Origin of the sequence: Variovorax sp. KK3 (assembly GCF_001984055.1) — a bacterium.
Classification (GTDB): Bacteria; Pseudomonadota; Gammaproteobacteria; order Burkholderiales; family Burkholderiaceae_C; genus Variovorax.
Map to the genome: position 1 here is coordinate 69354 of NZ_LYVO01000013.1, position 21494 is coordinate 90847.

24 protein-coding genes and 2 tRNA genes are annotated in these 21494 nt (G+C 63.3%); 9 read left to right on the forward strand and 17 right to left on the reverse strand.

Annotated elements, in window-relative coordinates:
* Positions 1-65: 65 nt before the first annotated feature.
* Complete coding sequence (gene ahpC / locus B0W80_RS08870; protein ID WP_076998761.1) at positions 66-638, reverse strand: alkyl hydroperoxide reductase subunit C; 573 nt, start codon at positions 636-638, stop codon at positions 66-68.
* 245 nt (positions 639-883) lie between these two features.
* Here ahpC and bfr point away from each other — a divergent pair, with 245 nt between their 5' ends.
* From bfr to hemP, 6 genes are all read left to right on the forward strand, one after another.
* Positions 884-1360, forward strand: a complete 477-nt coding sequence (gene bfr / locus B0W80_RS08875) for a bacterioferritin (protein ID WP_076998762.1) — start codon at positions 884-886, stop codon at positions 1358-1360.
* Positions 1361-1544: 184 nt separating this feature from the next.
* Positions 1545-1817, forward strand: coding sequence for a bacterioferritin-associated ferredoxin (locus B0W80_RS08880; protein WP_076998763.1), 273 nt, complete (start codon positions 1545-1547; stop codon positions 1815-1817).
* Positions 1818-1913: 96 nt separating this feature from the next.
* Positions 1914-2597 carry an energy transducer TonB gene (locus tag B0W80_RS08885; RefSeq protein WP_076998803.1) on the forward strand — a complete coding sequence of 228 codons (684 nt, stop codon included), beginning with the start codon at positions 1914-1916 and terminating at the stop codon, positions 2595-2597.
* Positions 2598-2616: 19 nt separating this feature from the next.
* Positions 2617-3330: a MotA/TolQ/ExbB proton channel family protein gene (locus B0W80_RS08890; RefSeq protein WP_076998764.1), complete on the forward strand. Its 714-nt coding sequence runs from the start codon at positions 2617-2619 to the stop codon at positions 3328-3330.
* Positions 3331-3335: 5 nt separating this feature from the next.
* Complete coding sequence (locus B0W80_RS08895; RefSeq protein ID WP_076998765.1) at positions 3336-3749, forward strand: biopolymer transporter ExbD; 414 nt, start codon at positions 3336-3338, stop codon at positions 3747-3749.
* A 96-nt stretch (positions 3750-3845) separates the two neighbouring features.
* On the forward strand, positions 3846-4058 hold the full coding sequence (hemP, locus tag B0W80_RS08900; protein ID WP_076998766.1) for a hemin uptake protein HemP: 213 nt from the start codon (positions 3846-3848) through the stop codon (positions 4056-4058).
* A 181-nt stretch (positions 4059-4239) separates the two neighbouring features.
* Here hemP and B0W80_RS08905 read toward each other — a convergent pair whose 3' ends face one another.
* A complete protein-coding gene (locus B0W80_RS08905; protein ID WP_076998767.1) occupies positions 4240-4647 on the reverse strand; it encodes a heme-binding protein in 408 nt (135 codons plus the stop codon).
* A 174-nt stretch (positions 4648-4821) separates the two neighbouring features.
* On the opposite strand from B0W80_RS08905, the gene B0W80_RS08910 reads away from it, so the two are divergent.
* Entirely contained in the window at positions 4822-5523 is a 702-nt protein-coding gene (locus B0W80_RS08910) for a Bax inhibitor-1/YccA family protein (protein ID WP_076998768.1), read from the forward strand.
* A 46-nt stretch (positions 5524-5569) separates the two neighbouring features.
* Here the strand turns inward: B0W80_RS08910 and rlmD are convergent, their stop codons facing one another.
* From rlmD to surE, 5 genes are read right to left on the reverse strand one after another with little or no spacing between them, the layout of a single operon-like run.
* A complete protein-coding gene (gene rlmD / locus B0W80_RS08915; protein ID WP_076998769.1) occupies positions 5570-7012 on the reverse strand; it encodes a 23S rRNA (uracil(1939)-C(5))-methyltransferase RlmD in 1443 nt (480 codons plus the stop codon).
* A gap of 43 nt (positions 7013-7055) precedes the next feature.
* Entirely contained in the window at positions 7056-8087 is a 1032-nt protein-coding gene (locus tag B0W80_RS08920) for a sigma-70 family RNA polymerase sigma factor (RefSeq protein ID WP_076998770.1), read from the reverse strand.
* 8 nt (positions 8088-8095) lie between these two features.
* Entirely contained in the window at positions 8096-9019 is a 924-nt protein-coding gene (locus B0W80_RS08925) for a peptidoglycan DD-metalloendopeptidase family protein (RefSeq protein ID WP_076998771.1), read from the reverse strand.
* 11 nt (positions 9020-9030) lie between these two features.
* Positions 9031-9807, reverse strand: coding sequence for a protein-L-isoaspartate(D-aspartate) O-methyltransferase (locus B0W80_RS08930; protein ID WP_076998772.1), 777 nt, complete (start codon positions 9805-9807; stop codon positions 9031-9033).
* Positions 9808-9809: 2 nt separating this feature from the next.
* Complete coding sequence (gene surE / locus B0W80_RS08935; protein ID WP_076998773.1) at positions 9810-10574, reverse strand: 5'/3'-nucleotidase SurE; 765 nt, start codon at positions 10572-10574, stop codon at positions 9810-9812.
* Positions 10575-10701: 127 nt separating this feature from the next.
* On the opposite strand from surE, the gene B0W80_RS08940 reads away from it, so the two are divergent.
* Complete coding sequence (locus B0W80_RS08940) at positions 10702-11688, forward strand: NADPH:quinone oxidoreductase family protein (RefSeq protein ID WP_076998774.1); 987 nt, start codon at positions 10702-10704, stop codon at positions 11686-11688.
* A gap of 74 nt (positions 11689-11762) precedes the next feature.
* Here the strand turns inward: B0W80_RS08940 and B0W80_RS08945 are convergent, their stop codons facing one another.
* The 7 genes from B0W80_RS08945 to B0W80_RS08975 form a co-directional block, all read right to left on the reverse strand.
* Positions 11763-12203 carry an H-NS histone family protein gene (locus B0W80_RS08945; RefSeq protein ID WP_256856521.1) on the reverse strand — a complete coding sequence of 147 codons (441 nt, stop codon included), beginning with the start codon at positions 12201-12203 and terminating at the stop codon, positions 11763-11765.
* A 42-nt stretch (positions 12204-12245) separates the two neighbouring features.
* A tRNA-His gene (locus B0W80_RS08950) sits at positions 12246-12321 on the reverse strand.
* 31 nt (positions 12322-12352) lie between these two features.
* Positions 12353-14281 carry a peptidylprolyl isomerase gene (locus tag B0W80_RS08955; protein ID WP_076998776.1) on the reverse strand — a complete coding sequence of 643 codons (1929 nt, stop codon included), beginning with the start codon at positions 14279-14281 and terminating at the stop codon, positions 12353-12355.
* A gap of 62 nt (positions 14282-14343) precedes the next feature.
* Positions 14344-14419 (reverse strand) — tRNA-Val (locus B0W80_RS08960).
* Positions 14420-14436: 17 nt separating this feature from the next.
* Positions 14437-14709, reverse strand: a complete 273-nt coding sequence (locus B0W80_RS08965) for an HU family DNA-binding protein (RefSeq protein ID WP_007830705.1) — start codon at positions 14707-14709, stop codon at positions 14437-14439.
* Between the two features lie 239 nt (positions 14710-14948).
* Positions 14949-16037, reverse strand: a complete 1089-nt coding sequence (locus B0W80_RS08970; RefSeq protein WP_076998777.1) for a tartrate dehydrogenase — start codon at positions 16035-16037, stop codon at positions 14949-14951.
* A gap of 31 nt (positions 16038-16068) precedes the next feature.
* Positions 16069-16944, reverse strand: a complete 876-nt coding sequence (locus B0W80_RS08975) for an alpha/beta fold hydrolase (protein WP_076998778.1) — start codon at positions 16942-16944, stop codon at positions 16069-16071.
* Between the two features lie 74 nt (positions 16945-17018).
* On the opposite strand from B0W80_RS08975, the gene B0W80_RS08980 reads away from it, so the two are divergent.
* On the forward strand, positions 17019-17984 hold the full coding sequence (locus B0W80_RS08980; protein ID WP_076998779.1) for a LysR substrate-binding domain-containing protein: 966 nt from the start codon (positions 17019-17021) through the stop codon (positions 17982-17984).
* Positions 17985-18003: 19 nt separating this feature from the next.
* Here the strand turns inward: B0W80_RS08980 and B0W80_RS08985 are convergent, their stop codons facing one another.
* Genes B0W80_RS08985 through uvrC form a run of 3 tightly spaced genes read right to left on the reverse strand, consistent with a single transcriptional unit; the run spans position 18004 to position 21454 of the window.
* Positions 18004-18888, reverse strand: a complete 885-nt coding sequence (locus B0W80_RS08985; protein ID WP_076998780.1) for a DMT family transporter — start codon at positions 18886-18888, stop codon at positions 18004-18006.
* On the reverse strand, positions 18885-19451 hold the full coding sequence (pgsA, locus tag B0W80_RS08990) for a CDP-diacylglycerol--glycerol-3-phosphate 3-phosphatidyltransferase (RefSeq protein ID WP_076998781.1): 567 nt from the start codon (positions 19449-19451) through the stop codon (positions 18885-18887). The genes B0W80_RS08985 and pgsA overlap by 4 nt, the downstream gene beginning before the upstream one ends.
* A 44-nt stretch (positions 19452-19495) precedes the next feature.
* Entirely contained in the window at positions 19496-21454 is a 1959-nt protein-coding gene (uvrC, locus tag B0W80_RS08995; protein WP_076998782.1) for an excinuclease ABC subunit UvrC, read from the reverse strand.
* Positions 21455-21494 lie beyond the last annotated feature (40 nt).

A 21494-nucleotide genomic window follows, 5' to 3' on the forward strand; every position in this document is an offset into this window, starting at 1 on the left:
TGGAAATGCGAAGAAGCAGAAAGGCCCGGGAGCGAGCGCGCCCGGGCCTTGCGCAGCGGGACGGCTTAGATCTTGCCGACGAGGTCGAGAGACGGCTTCAGCGTATCGGCGCCTTCCGTCCACTTGGCGGGACAGACTTCGCCAGGGTGGGCAGCCACGTACTGAGCAGCCTTCACGCGGCGGAGCAGTTCATTGGCGTCACGGCCGATGCCGTTGTCATGCACTTCGATGGTCTTGATCTTGCCTTCGGGATCGATCACGAAGGTACCGCGGTATGCGAGACCCGCGTCCTCACCTTCTTCGATCAGCACCTGAAAGGCGCGCGCGAGTTGTTGGCTCGGATCGCCAACCAGGGGGTACTTGACCTTCGCGATGGTGTCGGAGGTGTCGTGCCAAGCCTTGTGGGTGAAATGCGTGTCGGTCGAAACGCCGTAGATCTCGATGCCGAGCTTCTGGAACTCTGCGTAGTGGTCTGCCAGATCGCCGAGTTCGGTCGGGCAAACGAAGGTGAAGTCGGCAGGATAGAACACGACGACCGACCACTTGCCCTTGAAGCTCTCGTTGCTGACCGGCACGAACTTACCGTTGTGATATGCGGTGGCCTTGAACGGGATGACTTCAGTATTGATCAGGGACATGTATGGTTCCTTGGGGTTGATGTGAAAAACGAGTTCCAAGTATAACTACCAAATTATCACCCATGATAGCTATACGCTATAAAAAACATCGCAGCGCGCTATGAGCGCGACGAGTTCGCACCGCTGACCTGGCGAATACGAACGCCTATCACCATCACACGCATGCAGACCGCGCGAGCGTGGGTTTCCTTGCTGCGCCAAGGGTCGCCTCTCACAATCGATGGTTTCAAGAACAAGGAATAGTCATGAAGGGCGACCCTCAAGTCATCGACCATCTGCAGGCTCAGCTCAAGAACGAGCTCACCGCCATCAATCAGTATTTCCTTCACTACCGCATGCTCAAGCACTGGGGCTTGGACAAGCTGGCTAAGAAGGAATACGAAGAATCCATCGGCGAGATGAAACATGCGGACAAGCTCATGGACCGCATCTTCATGCTCGATGGCTTGCCGAACCTGCAGGACCTGGCCAAGCTCCGCGTTGGTGAGGACGTCCCGGAGATTCTGCAATGCGACCTGGCGTCCGAGATGGGCGCGCAATTGACAATCAAAGACGGCATCGCCCATTGCGAAGCTGTGCGCGACTACGTTTCGCGCGACCTTCTTCAGGGCATCCTGGACGATACCGAGGAGCACATCGACTTCCTCGAGACGCAGATCGACTTGGTGGACAGGGTCGGCCTGCAGAACTATCTTCAGTCGCAAATGGGGGAAATCGAGTAACGGCGGTTTCGGTCGTTCGGCGCACGGGGCCCTTGGGGTCCCTTTTTTTTGGGCTCAGCAACGCTTCGACGACTGAGCAGCCACCCGAACGTGCGGCGCTGACGATAGTTATTGCAAATGCGATGGATTCTTATTTATAATCATGCCTCCAGCAAACAGCCAGCCAACCTGCCGTTCCACCGCCATGATCGTTTGCGTTTGTCGTCGAGTGTCCGATCGCGAGATCGCACGCCATGTGCGAGCCGGGATGACTTTCGACGAAGTGCAGTTTGAACTCGGGGTCGCCACCCAGTGCGGCCAGTGCGAGAGTTGTGCGCGTGACGTTGTCGCGCAGTGCAGCGCCTCCCATCCGATCGCAGCGCTCAGCCGCGAGACGGAGTCGAGTTCGATCCAGCTCGCCAGCGCCATCACGGAAAGCAGGGCATGGAACTCTTCGCGGCACTCGGCATCAGCCTGATCGTCGTCACCGGCTCGGCCTGGTGGATCTTTCGTAAATAACAGCTAGCGGTTATTTGTATCCGGCGCCGTCGCGGTGTCGGCACCTGAATGTTTGATTGTGTCTGACCGCTTCTATTCGCCTCCCCCAACTGTCCTCGGTCTTTCGCGCAACGCACTCATCGCGGGCGGCGTCGTGCTCTTCCACGTCGCGGCCCTTTGGGCACTGCAAAGTGGCCTGCTGCGGCGAGCCGCCGAAGTCATCATTCCCGTCGAGATCCTGAGCGAGTTCATCGAACCGCCCAAGCCCAAGGAGCCTCCGCCTCCCCCGCCGCCTAAGCCGCAGATCACGAAGGCGCCTCCTCCGCCGCGGCCGCAGGCCATTCGCGAGCCCAAGCCAGTGCCCGCGCCCAACGCGCCGGTCGGTACGGTCGAGCTGCCTCCGCCCCCGGCGCCAATTGCACCGCCGGCTCCACCTGCACCGCCAGCGCCTCCCCCCGCGCCGCCTGCACCGCCTTCGATCCAATTGCCGTCGAGCGACGCAGACTATCTGCAAAACCCGAAGCCGTCTTACCCAGCAATGAGCCGACGCCTCGGCGAACAAGGCAAGACGATTGTGCGAGTGACCATCGGCGTCGATGGCCAGCCAAAGCGCGCCACGATTCGCTCATCCAGCGGCTACGAACGGCTCGACGAAGCAGCGATCGCTGCCGTCATGCGCTGGCGCTACGTCCCGGGTAAGCGCAATGGCGCTGTCGAGGAAATGGATTTCAATGTCCCGATCAATTGGGTTCTCAATTAGTTTTTTGGAGTAGCTTCGTATGGATTCCCACTTTGGCCTGATGAACGTCTGGAACCAGGGCGATTTCGTCACCCGCGCCGTGGCCGTGCTTTTGATCGGTATGTCGCTGGCCTCATGGATCGTGATCCTGGTCAAGGCGCTCGACGTCATTCGGTACAAGCGTCTTGCGAGGCATTCGCAGGACTTCTGGCACAGCGAAGACTTTGCCACTGCGCTCAACAAGCTCGGCAAGGACGACAGCAACCCCTTCCGCGCGCTTGCGCTCGAAGGCCGCGAGGCTGCAGCGCACCATCGCAACACCAAGGCGCATCTTCACGACTCGCTCGACGTGAGCGACTGGATCACCCGCTCGCTGCGCAACGGCATCGATGAGTTCACCGCGCGTCTGCAAACCGGCCTTGCCATCCTTGCTTCGGTCGGCTCGACGGCCCCGTTCATCGGGCTGTTCGGCACGGTATGGGGCATCTACCACGCGTTGATGAGCATCGGCTCGGCCGGCCAGGCCACCATCGACAAGGTGGCAGGCCCGATCGGCGAGGCGTTGATCATGACCGCACTCGGTCTGGCTGTCGCCATCCCCGCCGTGCTCGGCTACAACGCTCTGGTGCGCGGAAACAAGTTCGTGCTGACCAAGCTGAACAGCTTCGCTCATGACCTTCATGCCTATTTCGTGACCGGCGCTCGGGTTCAAAGCGGCGGCGAAGCAACGGTGGTCCCGCTCAAGAAAGGCTGAACAGCATGGCCTTCGGAACTCAAGACGAACCCGATGAGGTGATGAACGAGATCAACATGACGCCGCTGGTCGACGTCATGTTGGTGCTCTTGATCATCTTCATCATCACCGTGCCGGTCATGAAGCACGCCGTCAACATCGACCTCCCTCGCGCAACCAGCGAGCCGGAACAGACCAAGCCACAAAATATCCTGTTCACCGTGGCGGCCGATGGCAGCTACTACTGGAACGAACAAAAGATCGACGACGGCGAGGTTCGCAGCAGGCTCGCTGCCGAGGCGGCCAAAGACCCGCAGCCCGAACTGCATATTCGCGGCGACAAGGCCGTGCGCTACGAGCGCGTCGCGCAAGCCATGTCGGCAGCACGAGAGGCCGGTGTGCGCAAGATCGGCTTCATCACCGAACCCGAATCCAAGTAGTTGCGGCAGATCGACGCAAAAAAATCGATCACGCCGATTGACTTTTTATTGAGAATCATTATCATTCTCTTATCGATTCGATGAAGGGAACCTTCCATGCAAGCCACGCCTAATGCCTTCAGTGTCCTGAGCCACCCCTCGCTCGACCATTCGGGCGGCGGACGTGCCATCGGCGACATGCCCCGTCCAGTCACCCTGCTCGAAAGCGCAGAACTGCTGAAGGGTGGCAAGAGTGTCGGCATCATGCATAACGGTTCGCTTTATCGTCTGCAGGCCACCAAACTCGGCAAGCTGATCCTCACCAAGTAGTCGTCAGCTCGCCCCTCGCGCAAGTTTCATCGTGGGGCGACTCGAGGAGATTGCATCTCCGAAGGGTCGTTTTTTGCTAGCCAACGGTTTCGCACCGACTAGCCAAGCTTTTTTTCCACCTTGAACACCCCAATAAAAACGCCGACCCAAGGTCGGCGTTTTTTGTTTTGGAGCCTGGCGTTCAGAGCCCCAATGCCGCGATGCCAGCGCGGGCGATCTGAGCGTCTTCGTTCGACTTCACACCGCTGACGCCGACCGCGCCGATGACTTGGCCATCCTTGACGATCGGCACACCACCTTCGAGCAAGCCTTCAATGCCGGGTGCACTTAGAAAAGAGGTGCGGCCGCCGTTCACCATGTCTTCGTACACTTTGCTTTCGCGCCGTCCCATGGCAGCCGTGTGGGCCTTGGCAGGAGCGATGTGCGACGAGATGGCTGCTGCACCGTCCAGGCGCTGCAACCACAGCAGATTGCCGGCATCGTCCGCGATGGCGATCGTCACAGGCCAGTTGTTCTTGAGTGCCTCGGCTTCGGCTGCAGAGGCGACCGCCTTGGCGTCAGCGAGTTCTAGAAAAGACTTGGTTTTCATGGTCTTCCGAATAAATTAGCAAACGCCGAGCATAGCCTCGGGACCTGCCAGGCGCCTTACGAAGCCGCCTTCCATTTAGCGCCATGATCAGGCGGGTCTTTGTCCGAACCTCGTCTTGCACCCCCCTAGAATGCCCTCAACTGCCCGTCGCAGTTACCACCAGGAGCTTCAGCAATGAACGACCGCGTCAACACCCTCGACACTTCCGTCGGCTACGGCCAGACGCTGCAGCAAGCAGATCGTCAGCGCGTGCTGCGCAACACCTACTGGCTGCTCGCCCTGAGCCTGCTGCCAACCGTGCTCGGTGCATGGCTCGGCGTCGCAACCGGCATCACGCGCTCGCTGAGCGGTGGCCTGGGCCTCATCGTCTTTCTGGGTGGCGCTTTCGGCTTCATCTTCGCCATCGAAAGGACCAAGAACTCGGCTGCAGGCGTTCCTGTTCTTCTGGCCTTCACCTTCTTCATGGGGCTGATGCTGTCGCGATTGATCGCCATGGTGCTCGGTTTCAAGAACGGCTCCGAGCTCATCATGACCGCCTTCGGCGGTACGGCGGGCGTGTTCTTCGTCATGGCCTCGCTGGCCACGGTGATCAAGCGCGATCTTTCGGGCATGGGCAAGTGGTTGTTCGTCGGCGCCCTGGTGCTGATGGTCGGCGCGGTCATCAACGTCTTCGTGGGCTCCAGCGCCGGCATGCTGGCCATCTCGGTCGCGGCAATCGGCATCTTCTCTGCCTACATGCTCTACGACCTCAAGCAGATCATGGACGGCGGCGAAACCAACTACATCAGCGCCACGCTTTCGTTGTACCTGGACATGTTCAACGTGTTTCAGAGCTTGTTGGCGCTGCTTGGCATCTTCGGTGGCGAGCGCGACTGAGCGCCAGTCGCCAAACGTTCGCAAAGGGGGCCTACGGGCCCCTTTCTCATGCCCGGTCGAATACCGCGATCGACTCCACGTGCGCCGTGTGAGGAAACATGTTCACAACACCGGCGAATGTGCAACGGTACGCCGCCTGATGGACCAGCAGGCCAGCATCGCGTGCCAGCGTCGACGGGTTGCAGCTCACATAGACGATGCGCTGCGGTGGCGACCAGCCGTCCTTCGACGGATCGTTCTGTTGATGCAGATCGGCCAGCGCTTTGGCCAACGCAAACGCGCCTTCGCGTGGTGGGTCGACCAGCCACCGGTCCGCGACGCCGTCCGCCACCAGCATCTCGGGCGTGATCTCGAACAAATTGCGTGCGACAAAAGTCGTGGGAGCCAGCGCGCCTCGGCTTGGGACAGCGGCCTTGTTGCGCTCGAAATTTTCCGTGGCCCGAGACACCAACGCCTCGCTGCCCTCGATCCCAAGCACCTCGCGCGCGCGGGTCGCCAGCGGAAGCGTGAAGTTGCCCAGCCCACAAAACCAGTCGATGACGCGCTCGTTCGGCTGCACATCTAGCAGCCGCAGCGCTCGACTGACGAGCACGCGGTTGATATGCGCGTTGACCTGAGTGAAATCGGTCGGCTTGAAGGGCATCGTGACGCCGAATTCGGGCAGCCGATAGGCCAGCATGGCGGCGTCGTTCGGTTCGAGCAGGTGCACCGTCTCCGGCCCCTTCGGCTGCAGCCACCATTGCACACCCTCATGCGCGGCCGCGAAGCGTTTCAGTCGAGCCAAGTCATGATCGGACAAGGGCTCCAGATGCCTGAGGACCAGTGCAATGACACCAAGTTCAGCGCCATCTGGCCCTTCGCCACACGCAAGCTCGATCTGCGGACAAGTATCTCGGGCGTCCATCGACCCGATAAGCGCGCGCAGGGGCATCAACATGCCGCTGACACGTGCCGGCAGGACCGGGCACACCTGCATGTCGGCGAGATATCGGCTCTTGCGCTCATGAAAGCCGATCAGCACCGTGCCCTTCTTGACCACATGACGCACCGACAGCCGGGCTCGATAACGGTAATGCCAGGTCGGCCCTTCAAGGGGGCGCAGCATACTCTCGGGCCGCACCTTGCCGAGATGCCACAGGTTGTCCTCGAGCGCCCGTTGCTTCACTGCCACCTGCGCCACCGCATCCAGGTGCTGCATCTTGCAGCCACCACAAGCGCCCGCGTGCAACCCGAAATGCGGGCACCCAGGGCGCACGCGCTGCGATGACTCCTTGCGGATGGCCGTCACAGTGCCCTGCTCCCAGTTGTTCTTGCGGCGATGCACGTTGAGTTGCACTTCCTCGAAAGGCAGAGCGCCCTCGATGAACACCACCATGCCATTGGCCTTGTGCGCCACACCCTGGGCGTCGAGGTCCAGCGACTCGACCTGCAACCATTCGTCGTCGTGGAGGTGCAGCCCGGCCTTTTTAGTTTGTATCGAATCCGTCATTCGACGATTGTCTCAGTGCGGCGCCTCCTGCCTCCGCCAGCACTCAAAGCAAAGCGTCTCGATGCACGCCGGCCCGGGCTAGTTGCCTTCTCATCTTCGCCAAGGCCTCGTTCTGGATCTGACGTACGCGTTCGCGCGTGAGGCCCAGTCGGACACTCAGCACCTCTAGCGTTTCAGGATCACGGTCATGCAGACCGTAGCGGCCTTGGAGAACCTCCCGCTCGCGCTCGCTCAATGCAAGAATCCATTGATCGAGCAGTTTCTCGACCTCGTGCGTCTGCGTGATGCCGGTGGGGTCGCTGTGTTCATCTTCGGACGCCACCGTATCGGCCAGGCTGAAGCTGTCCTCGCTGCGCTCGCTGCCCGCGTCGAGTGAACGTGGCGCTTCTGCCAGCGCCATCAGATCCGCCACGGCCTGAACCTCACGCCCCAGCAACGCGGCGACATCTTCGACCCGCACACCATCGGGGCGACGAGCGACAAATTCGGCGTCCCCCTCCAGCGTGCGCCGCGCTCGCAACACTTGCTGCAGTTCGCGCACAACGTGCACCGGCAAGCGGATGGCACGCGCCTGCATCATCGCAGCGCGCTCGATGGATTGCCGGATCCACCAGGTCGCATAGGTCGAGAAGCGAAACCCTCTTTCGGGTTCGAACTTGTTGATCGCATGCATCAGGCCGAGGTTGCCTTCCTCGATCAAGTCCGCCAACGGCACGCCTCGCCCCAGATAGCCCTTGGCGATGTTGACCACCAGCCGGAGGTTGTGCTCGATCATCGACTGCCGCGCAGCAAAGTCACCGCTGCGTGCTGCGCAAGCGGTCCTGAATTCTTCGTCGGGAGTGAACAGCTCGGTGCGCCGGATCTCGCGCAGGTAGAGCGTCAGCGAGTCACCGCCCTCGCCGGCTTCGAGCGGGGCACCACTTCGCCCGAACTCGCGAACGTCGTCCGGTTCGGCGCGCTCCGAGGTGTTGTCCGAGTCGCCGCCCTGCCCGTGAGCATCGAAGGCCGACACACTACCGTTGCCGCCCGCCGCGCGCCGCACGACTTGAGTGCGGCGCAGGCGAGAAGCGGCCATGCATGGTCCTAGCGGGCGGGCAGATAGCGCGCCGGATCGACGGGCTTGCCCTGCCGACGAATCTCGAAATGCAGCTTCACGCGGTCCGCGTCGCTGCTGCCCATCTCGGCGATCTTCTGGCCCTTCTGCACGGACTGGTCTTCCTTCACCAGCAGCGTGCGGTTGTGGGCATAGGCGGTGAGATAAGTGTTGTTGTGCTTCAGGATGATGAGGTTGCCGTAGCCGCGCAGGCCCGCCCCAGCATAGACGACCCGTCCATCGGCAGCAGCGATCACCGAATCACCGGCCTTGCCGCCGATGTCCAAGCCCTTGTTCTTGGCCTCGTCGAAGCCCGCGATCAGCGAGCCCTGCGCGGGCCAGATCCAACCCACGTCTTCGTCGCCCGATGCAGTTGCCGCCGGCGTCGCAGGCGATGCCGTGACGATGGAGGGAGTCGGCCTCGCGGCTGCACTCGCAGCTGGTGCCGGCGCAGGCGCGCTGGCACCCGGCGTGGGGGTCGCGGCCGTTGCAGGTGCGGTAGTCTTGCCCGCATCCGCCACAACGGCCGGCGTCGCTCCGCCGACAGGCGGAATCACACGAAGCACCTGGCCCACTTCGATGAGATCGGGATTGTCGAGGTTGTTCCAGCGCGCGATATCACGCCAGTTCTGACCGGTCTCCGTGCCGATTCGCCGAATGGTGTCGCCGGGACGCACGGCGTAGTAGCCCGGCTTGCCGTAGTTCTCGATGCCCGGCAGCGGCTTGCCCGATGCGTCGGTCGTGATGGGCGGAACGCCTGGGGCCGTGCCGGGCGTCGTCGTTGCCGGCGTGCTGACCATCGTTCCGCGGTCTTCCACTGGGACGGGACCGCGCTTCGCGGCACATCCCGCAATCAAGAGTGCGACCACCAGCATCCCGCCGGCAAGCCAGCCCCGATTGCCAAAACCCTGCATGTGTTCTTCCTTCAAGCAATCCCCGATTTTAGGGGGACAAAGTGGACCGCCTCAAGAACGCGCCGGTCGACTCCGCGTGCCGTCTTGTCGATGACGACAAGCGCCTGCCCACCGGTGGCGGATTGGGTCGGCGCGACGATGCGCCCTCCCACGGCCAACTGCGCGAGCCAGGTATCCGGTACCGCCTCACCGCCTGCCGCGGCGATGATGCCCGCATAGGGAGCACCCTTGGCAAAGCCCACCATACCGTCGCCCAGCAACAGATGGACCGTGGCCAGACGAAACGGTCGGAGGTTGGCGCGTGCACGTTCGTGCAGCCCACGCAGGCGCTCGATGCTGTACACCTCGGACGCGACGTGACTCAGCACCGCAGCCTGATAACCGCAACCGGTGCCGATCTCGAGCACACGTCCAAGTTTGTCTGCCGGCTTGTTCACCAACGCTGGAGCGCCCAGCAGCAACTCGATCATCCGCGCCACGACGCTCGGCTTCGAGATGGTCTGTCCAAGTCCGATGGGAAGGCTGGTGTCCTCATACGCCTGATTGACCAAGGCGCTGTCCACGAAACGATGCCGCTCGACGGCGCTCATCGCACGCCTCACGCGCGGGTCGCTGATGCCCTGCGCGGCCAAGCGCTGCACCATTCGCGCCCGAATTGCTTCGGACGCCATGGACGGAGCCGCCTGCACGACGATCGGCTTGGCAGGAACAGCCGACGTTCGTCCGCGTGTCGCAGCCGAAGCGGTAGGCGTGAGCCGCACGGGAAACCCCGGCCGTTGACTCGCCATGGTCAGGGGCGCTCCGCCAGCCGAGCAACCGTGGCGCGCCACTGGTCCAGGTGAGCATGATCCGTCAGGTCGATCTGCAGTGGTGTCAGCGCGATGTGGCCGGCGGCCGCGGCGTGAAAATCGGTGCCTTCGCCGCTGTCCTTGGCGCCGCCGGCGGCGGCGATCCAATACATGGTCTCGCCTCGCGGGCTGTCCTGCGTGATCACCTTCTCTGCAGCGTGCCGCCGCCCGAGGCGACAGACCTTGACCGGCTTGAGTTGCTCGAAGGGCAGGTTCGGCACGTTGACGTTGAGCAGGAAAGTCGGGCCCTCGAGCATGCGCTCTCGCTCGACCTGTTCGACCAGTTGACGCGCGACGCGAGCTGCCGCATCTACATGCGCCCACCCCTTCTCGATCTGCGAGAAAGCGATCGCCGGAATGCCGAAAAGATAGGCTTCCATGGCTGCGCCGACCGTGCCCGAATAGATGGTGTCGTCGCCCATGTTCGCGCCATTGTTGATGCCGGAGACCACGAGGTCGGGACGATAGTCGAGCAGTCCCTTGAGAGCGATGTGCACACAATCGGCCGGCGTGCCGGTCACGTATCGAAAGCCGTTGTGCGCCTTGTGCACATAGAGCGGCGCAGCAAGCGTGAGCGCATTCGACTTGGCGCTGTTGTTGTGCTCCGGTGCCACGACTTCGACGTCCGCCATGTCCTTGAGCGCATCGTGGAGCGCCACGATGCCCGGGGCCTGAAAGCCATCGTCGTTCGAAATCAGTATCTTCATGGCGTTGGTAGTGCGCGCGATTGTAGGCGGCGGGTACGTCACGGCAGGGACAATGCCCGATTGGGGTCCCGCCTATCATGGCCGCCACCCAAGACCCCCGTCATTTCCAACCCAAGGAGACCCGAGCATGCACGCATGGCTCTGCGAAAACCCGACCGGCGTCGATGCGCTGACCTGGAAAGAACTGCCGACGCCGACGCCGGGGGCGGGCCAGGTGCTGATCGAAATCAAGGCAGCAAGCCTGAACTTTCCCGATCTGCTCATCGTCCAGAACAAGTATCAGATCAAGCCACAGCTGCCTTTCGTGCCCGGTTCCGAATACGCAGGCGTGGTCGCGGCCGTGGGAGAAGGCGTCACCCACCTTCGACCGGGTCAGAACGTAGCATGCCTGTCGGGAACCGGTGGGTTCGGCACCCATACGCTTGCACCGGCAGCGCTTTGCATGCCTTTGCCCGAGGGCTTTGGTTACGTCGATGCTGCCGCCTTCATCATGATTTACGCCACGTCGTGGCATGCATTGATGGACCGGGCACAGCTGAAGGCCGGAGAAACCGTGTTGATTCTTGGGGCGGCAGGTGGCGTCGGCACTGCAGCGATTCAAATTGCCAAGGCCGCAGGCGCCAAAGTGATCGCGGCGGCCTCCACCGACGAAAAATGCGACCTGTGCAAATCCATTGGCGCCGACGACACGATCAACTACACGACGCACACGCTTTCTGGGGGCTTTCGCGACGCCATCAAGGCAGCGACCGGCGGCAAAGGCCCCGACGTGATTTACGACCCGGTGGGTGGCGATTTCGCGGAACCGGCATTCCGTTCCATCGGTTGGCGCGGCCGCTATCTGGTGGTCGGATTCGCCTCGGGACCCATTCCGTCGTTGCCGCTGAATTTGATGCTTCTCAAAGGCGCGTCTCTGGTTGGCGTGTTCTGGGGCGATTTCGCGAAGCGCGAGCCAAAAGCCAACGCCTCGATGATGGCGGAATTGGCCAAGTGGTACGGGCAGGGCAAGATCAAGCCTGTGATCGACAGCACCGTCCCGATGTCGGATCTGAAGGCCGCCTACGCCCACATGGGCTCGCGGGCGGTCAAGGGCAAGCTCGTGCTGGTCAACTGAAGAGAAGGGGCGAGCCGATCAATAAGAAAAGCCCGCTAAGCGGGCATTTCTATGGAATCACAAAGCGCCTGCGCCTAACGGATCTCGAAATCCGACAAAGGCTTGCCGGCTGCCAGTGCTTCCGTGATCCAACGAGGTTTGCGGCCTCGGCCACCTGACCAGGTTTCGCCATTGGGGCTGCGGTACTTCGCAGCGGACTTGACCGCAACAGCCGCGACAGACTTTCTGCCGCCCCGAGATGCGAGTTTAAGATCTGCAGCGGACAGGCCGTATTCCGCGATCTTTTTACGAAGCTCTTCGATCACGCCCGCACGCTCCTGATTGCGAAGATCCTCCGCTTGCTTGCGCAATTGGGCGATCTGCTCATCGTGCTTCTTGATCTGAGAATTGATGTCGGCAAGTGTAGAGGCCATCGGTGCAAGTTCCTCCAAATTGGAAAGCCCGAATTCTAATTCAACTTCATATTGCCGCAAGACCCGTCGAATACGGCGCTGAAAGAAGCCGTCGCGCAGCAAAAAAAAACGCCGGTCGAATGACCGGCGCTTTGTGAGAAATCTTGGGGTGGCTGATGGGACTCGAACCCACGACGACCAGAATCACAATCTGGGACTCTACCAACTGAGCTACAGCCACCGTAGAGCCGGCAATTGTAGCTTGAAAAAAGCTACCTTCCGACAGTGATGCCCGAATCTGCAGGCCGGGGCACCAAAACTTCGGCTTTGAGCCGCTTCTTGAGCAGGTCGTAGTAAGCGGCAGTCTCCGCAGCGGCGGCTGCCATGGCGTACTGCTGGGCTTCCTGTTGCGCCACCTCAGGCGCCGGCGCCGTGCGCGGCACTTCCTTGACCACACGCACGACCGCGTAGCCCTGCACTCCCAAATCCACCCCGACCAGCGTGGGCAGCTTCGTAGGATCTGCGCGCAATGCGCCTTCGATCACAGGAGTCGGCTGCGATTGGGCATCGAGACGTGACACCGTCACGGCAGCGCCGAAATTGGCGCCTGCCGCATTGGATTGCCAAGCAACGAGCTTGTACTCGCCTTCGGTCTTCGCCAGTGCGGAAGCACGCTCGGCGACCAACTGCGCTTTCACCTTGTCCTTGACCTCCTCGAAAGGCTGCGCGCGCGCCGCCGTGTATTGAATGACACGCCCCGACGCGAGCTGGTTCGGCCCGATCTCGATCGCCTCCGTGTTGTGCTTGCGTTCAAGCGAATCGGGCGCGAACAGCGCGTTCAAGAAATTGGCACTGGCCAATGCACCTGTCGCTCCAGGCGCCGGCGTGCGCGCCACCTTGTCGGCCGTGCGAATCGTGAGCTTGAGCTTCTCCGCCGCAGCCTTGAGGCTCTCGGGCTGCTGGTAGACGGCATCTGTGAAGCTCTCGGCCGCCTTGGCGAATTCCTGCGTCGCCTGCTGGCTGCGCACCTCGTCCTCGATCTTCGCGCGCACCTGCTCGAAGGGCGGCGCGACCGCTGGCTTGATGTCGTTGAGCTGAATGATGTGATAGCCGAACTCGGACTCCACCACATCGCTGATCTCGCCTTTTTTGAGCGCGAACATCGCATCCTCGAATGGCTTCACCATCGCGCCGCGGGTCACGAAATCAAGATCGCCGCCCTTCTCAGCCGATCCCGGATCCTGCGAGTTCTTGCGTGCGAGCTCGGCAAAGCTGCCGGGCGTCTTGCGCACCTCGGCGAGCAATTCCTGCGCCTTCGCGCGTGCCTTTTCGCGGTCGGCCGCAGGCGCGCTCGACGCCGCCCCGATCAGGATGTGGCTGGCTCGCCGCTCTTCTTTCGTGCCGAAGCGTGCGGTGTTCTGCTCGTAGTAAGTGCGAAGGTCCGCCTCGTTCACCGCGATGTTCTTCTTGGCAGTGTCGAGGTCCAGCACCAGGTATTCGATGCTGGCTTGCTCCGGCAACTGGAACTGCGCGACGTGCTGCTTGTAATAGGCCTCGAGGTCGGCGTCGCTCACGGTCACCTTGCTCGTGAAGTCGCCCGGTGCGAAACGCGCAACCTGAATTTCGCGCCGGTCATAGAACGCATTGAGCGTGGGCGCAGCCTGCGCCGGCGTCGCGAAACCCGTGTCGGAGATGCCCTTGAGCACCTGCTGGCGCGTCATCTGCGCGATCAGCGCATCCTGGTGCTGCTGAGGCGTCATGCCCGTGGCGCGAAAGAACAGCTCGCGATCGAATTCCGGCTTGCCGTTCTTCGTTGTCACGAAGGTCGCCAGGGCCGGGTCGTTCTGGAACAATTCCAGCTGCCGCTGCTCCGTCACGACGAAGTGGTCTTGCGCCGCTGCCGCTGCCAGCACGCGATCGCGAACCATGCGCTCGAGCGTGGCGTAGCGTTCGGACTCGGTGTCGAACATCGACGGATTCACGTCCGGCCGCTGCTGACGGATGCGATCGACATCGTTGCGATGCTGCGTGTCCCAGTCCGGGCGCCGAATGCCGTCGCCTGCGACGCTGGCAACTTTCTCACCCTTGTCGTTGCCGCCGGTGTAGCGGTCCAGCACGCCGACGACCACGAATGAAGGCACGATCAACAGGAACAAGATGGCCATCAGGATCTTGTTGTGCTTCCGGAACGAATCGAACATGGATGGAAATCTCTCTAGCGAAAAACAAAAAAGGCGAACTGATTGTTCGCCTTTGCATCGGTTGGTGGGTGCTGAGGGGCTCGAACCCCCGACCTACGCCTTGTAAGGGCGCCGCTCTACCAACTGAGCTAAGCACCCAACCGTAAAACCGTCTGTCAGTTCAGCGCATCTTTCAGCGCCTTGCCGGGGCGAAACTTGGGAATCTTGGCGGCCTTGATTTTAATCGCGTCGCCGGTGCGCGGATTGCGACCCGTGCGCGCAGCACGTTTACCGACAGCGAAAGTACCGAAACCGACGAGCGAGACCGAGCCACCTTTCTTGAGCGTGGTGCGGATGGCGCCGATGGTCGACTCGAGGGCGCGGGTTGCAGCGGCCTTGGAGATGTCGGCGTTCTTTGCGATGTGCTCAATCAGTTCGGTTTTGTTCACAAGGACCCCTTGTAGGAAAAGATAGTTGATCGGGTAGCGTCAGACAAAATGCCGACCCCGCGACGGTGCCGCGGGGTTCATGGAGGTGATGGATGGCAGATCTGACGCGCCGGCAGCGCACTGCCGACAAGGATTACAACCACTGGTCCACAGGGTGTCAATACGACACTGACCCGTGTGGCGCAGCGAGGACCGCGATTCTAGTTGCGTTTCGCGAGCCCCTTCCCGAGGGCCGGCTTTCAGAGCGCTTCTGCGATCGCGCGGCCGAGGTCCGACGTGCTCGCGGTGCCGCCGATGTCCGGCGTGCGTGGTGCGCCGCTCGCGGGCGCCAGCACCTTCTCGATGGCCGCGAGGATCGCATCGTGCGCGTCGCGATGGCCGAGGAACTCCAGCATCATCGCGCCGCACCAGATCTGCCCGATCGGATTGGCGATGCCTTTGCCCGCGATGTCCGGGGCCGAGCCGTGGACCGGCTCGAACAGCGAAGGCGTGGTGCGCTCCGGGTTGAGATTGGCGCTCGGCGCGATGCCGATCGTGCCGGTGCAGGCCGGGCCCAGGTCGGACAGGATGTCGCCGAACAGGTTGCTCGCCACCACCACGTCGAAGAAATCGGGACGCTGCACGAAGTGCGCCGTGAGGATGTCGATGTGGAACTTGTCGAGCTTGACGCCTGGATAGTTCGCGCCCATCGCGGCCACGCGTTCGTCCCAGTACGGCATGGTGATCGAGATGCCGTTCGACTTGGTGGCACTGGTCAAGTGCTTCTTCGGCCGCGACTGCGCGAGTTCGAAGGCGAACTTCAGCACGCGGTCCACGCCCGTGCGCGACATCACCGTTTCCTGAATGACGATCTCGCGCGCTGTGCCTTCGTACATGCGCCCGCCGATGCTCGAGTACTCGCCCTCGGTGTTCTCGCGCACGATGTACATGTCGATTTCGCCAGGCTGCCGCGGCGTGCCGTCGCGCCGCACCACCGGCGCGATGATGCCGGGCATCAGGCGCGCCGGCCGCAAGTTGATGTACTGGTCGAACTCGCGGCGGAACAGCAACAGCGAACCCCACAGCGACACGTGATCGGCGATCTTCTCGGGCCAGCCCACCGCGCCGAAGTAGATCGCATCGTGCCCGCCGATCTGGTCTTTCCAGTTGTCCGGCAGCATCTTGCCGTGCTTCTCGTAGTAGTCCCAGCTCGAGAAATCGAAGGTGTCGAACTGCAGGTCGATGCCGAATTTACGGCCTGCTGCGTCGAGCACGCGCAGCCCCTCGGGCATGGTTTCCTTGCCGATGCCGTCGCCGGCGATCACGGCGATGCGCTTCTTGCTGCTCATGGTGTCTTCCTTGTCTGATGGCGGATGGGGGTCATTGAAAAAATCGGAGCGCTTCCTCGGCCAGTGCCTCGGGCGCTTCCTCGGGAATGTAGTGACCGCACGGGAGCGCAGCACCCGACACATGCCGCGCCCTTTCGCGCCATAGCGCAAGCACGTCGAAGCAGCGTCCCACGACGCCGTGCTCGCCCCACAGCACGCGCAGCGGCTGCGTAACGCGCCGGCCCGAAGCGACGTCGGCGCGGTCGTGTTCGAGATCGATGGTCGCCGAGGCGCGGTAGTCCTCGCACATGCCGCGCGCGGTGCCGGCAATCGCTGCGCAACGCTCGTACTCGGCCATGGCTTCGGGCGCAAAAGGCGCCAGGCCCGCATGACGGCTCCCCATGACGCTGCGCACGTAGCGCACCGGGTCGGACTCGATCAAGGCCTCGGGCAGCGGCGATGGCTGGATCAGAAAAAACCAATGCCAATAGGCACGTGCAAAGGCTTCGGAGGTGCGCTCGTACATCGCCAGCGTGGGTGCGATGTCCAGCAGCATCAGCCGCTCGACGGCGTCCGGATGATCCACAGCAAGTCGATGCGCGACGCGCGCGCCGCGATCGTGTGCCAGCACCTGGAAGCGGTCGAAACCGTGGTGCGACATCACGGCCATCGCGTCCAAGGCTATCTCGCGCTTGCTGTAGACCAGATGCTCGGCATCCGCTTGCGGCCGGCCTGAATCGCCATAACCGCGCAGATCGACCATCACGAGCGTGAAGCGCTCCGCCAGCTTCGGAGCCACACGGTGCCAGATCGTCAGCGTCTGCGGATGGCCATGCAGCATCAGCACGGGAGGGCCGCTTCCCCCGATGCGGCCGTGCAGGCGAACACCGTCTCGCGTGACATCGAAGGGAGTAAAGCCGGTTTGCATCTGGCGATTGTGCGTTGCACGCCGGAGGCCATCAAGAAACAATTGGAGAATCGACTCTTTCCAAGGAGGAACGAATGGAACGTGGCGACCTGGAGCTGGTCTTGTCAGTCCGCAACACCGGCAGCCTCGCCGGCGCGGCCCAGGCGTTGGACGTGGTGCCTTCGGCCATCACCAAGCGCTTGGCCGCGCTGGAGCAGCGGCTCGGCCATCGCCTGTTCGAACGCACCACCCGCAGGCTGAACCTCACGGCCGAAGGCGAAGCCGTGTGCATGCACGCCGAGCGCCTGCTGGCAGGCTTCGCAGCACTCGAAGCTGAGCTGAGCGAACGGCAGAACGAGCCGCGCGGCGCGCTGCGCATCGCGGCCACCTTCGGCTTCGGTCGGCGTTGGGTGGGCCCCGCCCTCGCCCGGTTTCGCGAACGCTACCCTGCACTTCAGGTCGAGTTGCGGCTCACCGAGCGCCTGCCCGATCTCGGCGCGGAAGGCTACGACGGCGCAGTGTGGCTGTGGTCTGCGCCGCAGCGGCATGCAGGCGACTGGGTCGCGCGGCGGCTGGCCCGCAACCAGCGTGTGCTGGCGGCTTCCCCGGCCTACCTGCAGCAGCGTGGCGCCCCCGCCGATGCAGCGGCGCTGGCGAACCATGACTGCCTGGTCGTGCAGGAGAACGAAAGCGCCGCGGCCCGGCGCTTCGACGTCTGGACCTTGAACGACGCGCAGACGCGGCAACCCGTGCGCGTGCAAGTCAGCGGCCCCTTGTGCAGCAACTCGGGAGAACTGGTGCGTGACTGGTGCCTGGCCGGCCAAGGGATCGTGCTGCGCAGTCTTTGGGACATCGCGCCGCAGTTGGCATCGGGTGAGCTCATCCAGGTGCTGCCACGGCTGTCCATGCCGGACGCCGACATCCAGTGGCTTGCACCCTGGCAACCCAAGACGCCACGGCGTGTTCGTCTGCTGGTCGACTTCCTCGCCGAGCAGTTCAGGCACGAGCCGTGGCAGCCCATGCCTGAAGCCAGACGGCGCCGAGGGTCTGTGAAGGCCTGAGAGCCAGGAATCGCTCGACTCAACGCTCGCCGCGCACGACCAGACTCACGCCGACCGCCGTCATGCCGATGCCGATCAGCGTCGGCACGGTGACAGGCTCCGCGAACAGCAGCCAGGCCATCAAGGCCGTGCAGGGCGGCACGAGGTAGAGCAGGCTGGTCACGGCCGTGGCGGTGCCACGCTGGATCAACATGTAGAGCAGCGAGCTCCCGCCCAGCGAGAGCGCCAGTACAGACCACGCCATCGCGCCGATCGAGTAGGCGTTCCACTGGACAGAGTCCGCTTCGAGCAAGGCGAAGGGCACGCTGGCCACGAAAGCGGCCGCGAGTTGGATGGCGCCCGCGGCGCGCACATCGCAGGGCGCGACGAAGCGCTTTTGATACAGGGTGCCGGCCGTGATGGACAACAGCGCCATCACCGCCAGGCTCATGTTCAGCGCACTGACTTCGCCGCCCTGCTCCAGTTTGCGCAGCACCACCAGCACCAGCCCGGCGAAGCCCAGCGCCAGGCCCGCCCACTGTCGACCATTGATCGCACCGCCGCGCATCGACAGCCAGACCGCGGTAAGAACCGGCTGGATGCCGACCAGCAGCGCGACCAGGCCCGACCCCATGCCTGCACGCACCGCGGCCCAGACACCGCCCAAGTAGCCCGCCTGCATCAGGATGCCGGTGACCGCCAGGTGCCCCCACTGCGCACGCTCGCGCGGCCAGCTCACGCGCGCGAGCCGCACCCACACCAGGAAGCACAGAACCGACAGCGCATAGCGAACGGCCAGGAACTTGAGCGGCGGCGCATACGGCATCGCGTAACGCGCCACGATGAATCCGGTGCTCCAGATCAGCACGAACACGGCCGGCATGGCCCGCACCCATCCCGAGGCGGGAGCGGCTGCAGCCGTCATTTGGCCCGGGCCCGGATCTCTGGGATCGCCTTCTGCAGGTAGTACACCATCGACCAGACGGTGAGCACGGCCGAGATCCAGATCAGCCACTGGCCCCAGAGCCCGGTGTCGATCACGCCGAACAGCGTGCCATGGAAGAGCAGGAATGGAATCGCCACCATCTGCACCACGGTCTTGACCTTGCCGATCATGTGCACCGCGACGCTCTTGCCGGCGCCGATCTGCGCCATCCATTCGCGCAGCGCCGAGATGGCGATCTCGCGACCGATGATGATCAGGGCCACGAACACGTCGGCGCGGTTCAGGTGCACCAGCACCAGCAAGGAAGCGCACACCAGAAACTTGTCGGCCACCGGATCGAGGAAGGCGCCGAAGGCCGATGTCTGGTTGAGGCGGCGTGCGAGATAGCCGTCGAGCCAGTCGGTGGCCGCGAACACGATGAACATCACCGTGGCGACCAGGTTGCGCGTCGGCTCGTTCACCGGCAGGTAGAACACACCCACGATCAGCGGAATCGCGACGATGCGCGTCCAGGTCATGATGGTGGGGAGCGTCCAGAACATGCGGCGGATTGTGTCATGCGGCCGGATCGCGCCGGCACGCGAGGTCAATGAAGAGCGCGATAGATCTCTTCGGCCAGATCCATGGCGATGCCGTCGACCGATGCGATGTCCTCCACGCTCGCCGCCGCCACGCCGCGGATGCCGCCGAAGCGCTGCAACAGGCGCGCGCGGCGCTTGGGTCCGATGCCGGGGATGTCCTCGAGCTGGCTGCCGCCGACCCGCACCTTGGCGCGCTTGGCGCGCATGCCGGTGATGGCGAAGCGGTGCGCTTCGTCGCGAATCTGGGCCACCAGCATCAGCGCGGCCGAATCGCGGCCGAGGTACACCTTCTCGCGGCCGTCGGCGAACACCAGCTCTTCCAGGCCGACCTTGCGCCCCTCGCCCTTTTCCACTCCGACGATCAGCGACAGCGGCAGTCCCAATTCACCGAACACTTCGCGCGCCATCGAGACCTGTCCCTTGCCACCGTCGACCAGGACCAGATCGGGCATGCGCGCGCCGCGCGTCCCGGTCGCTGCGTCGGCTCCCGCACCTGCCGCATCGCCGGCAGGCGGCGCGTCGGTCTCGGCGGCCATCGCCTCGGCGAGCTTGCCGTAGCGCCGCTGCAGTACCTGGCGCATCGCTGCATAGTCGTCGCCCGGCGTGATGCCATCGATGTTGTAGCGCCGGTACTCACGGTTCTGCATCGTGTGGTGTTCGAACACGACGCAAGAGGCCTGCGTCGCTTCACCGGCCGTGTGCGAGATGTCGAAGCACTCGACACGGAAGTTGTCCAGGTCGTCGGGCGCCAGCTCCAGCGCGTCGACGAGTGCACGCGTGCGGGCCTGCTGCGAGCCTTCCTCGGCCAGCAGCCGCGCCAGCTGAAGACCTGCGTTGGTCTGCGCCATCTCCAGCCAATGCCGGCGCTGCTCGCGCGGCTGGAACACGGCCGTCACCCGCGTGCCGGCCTGCTGCGCCACGGCCTCGATCAACTCGCGGCCGACCTGCTCGCTCAGCACCAGTGTGGGCGGCACGGGCACGTCGATGTAATGCTGCGCGACGAAGGCCTCCAGCACTTGCGTCTCGACCGATCCGAAGGCCTCGGGGCTTTCCTCGCCCTCGGCATCCGCGCCGGCCAGCATCTGTGCCGCGTCTTCCACATGCACCGGAAAGTAGGCGCGGTCGCCCAGGTGCCGGCCGCCGCGCACCATCGCCAGGTTGACGCAGGCCTTGCCGCCCTGCACCTTGACGGCCAGGATGTCGACGTCCTTGTCGGAGGCGATCTCGATCGACTGCTGGTGCAGCACGCGAGACAGCGCCGACATCTGGTTGCGCAACTCGGCCGCCTGCTCGAACTCGAGCTTTTCCGAGTGCGCCATCATCCGCGCCTCGAGCTGCGACAGCACGGCCTGCGTGTCGCCGAGCAGAAAGGCCTCGGCATTGGCGACGTCCTGCGAATAGGCCTCGGGCGTGACGTAGCCGACGCACGGCCCGGAGCATCGCTTGATCTGGAACAGCAGGCAGGGCCGCGTGCGGTTGGCGTACACGGTGTCCTCGCAGGTGCGCAGCTTGAAAACCTTCTGCAGCAGCTGGATCGACTCCTTGACCGCCCAGGCGCTCGGATAGGGGCCGAAGTACCGATGCTTGCGGTCCACTGAGCCACGGTAATAGGCGAGGCGGGGAAAGGTGTGCGATGCGATCTTGAGGTAGGGATAGCTCTTGTCGTCGCGGAACAGGATGTTGTAGCGCGGCTTGAGCGACTTGATCAGGTTGTTCTCGAGCAGCAGCGCTTCCGCCTCGGAGCGCACCACCGTCGTCTCCATGCGCGCGATCTTCGAGATCATGTGGCCGATGCGGGTGCCGGCGTGGTTCTTCTGGAAGTAGTTGGCGACCCGCCTTTTCAGGTTGCGCGCTTTGCCCACGTAGAGCACAGCGCCCGCGGCGTCGAAATAGCGGTAGACGCCCGGCAGCTGCGGCAGCGCCGCCACTTCGCTGAGCAGTTGATCGGAATGCATGTCTGACATCGGGGCGCTATTGTGCCGAGGCGGCGCGAGTGGCCCGCCG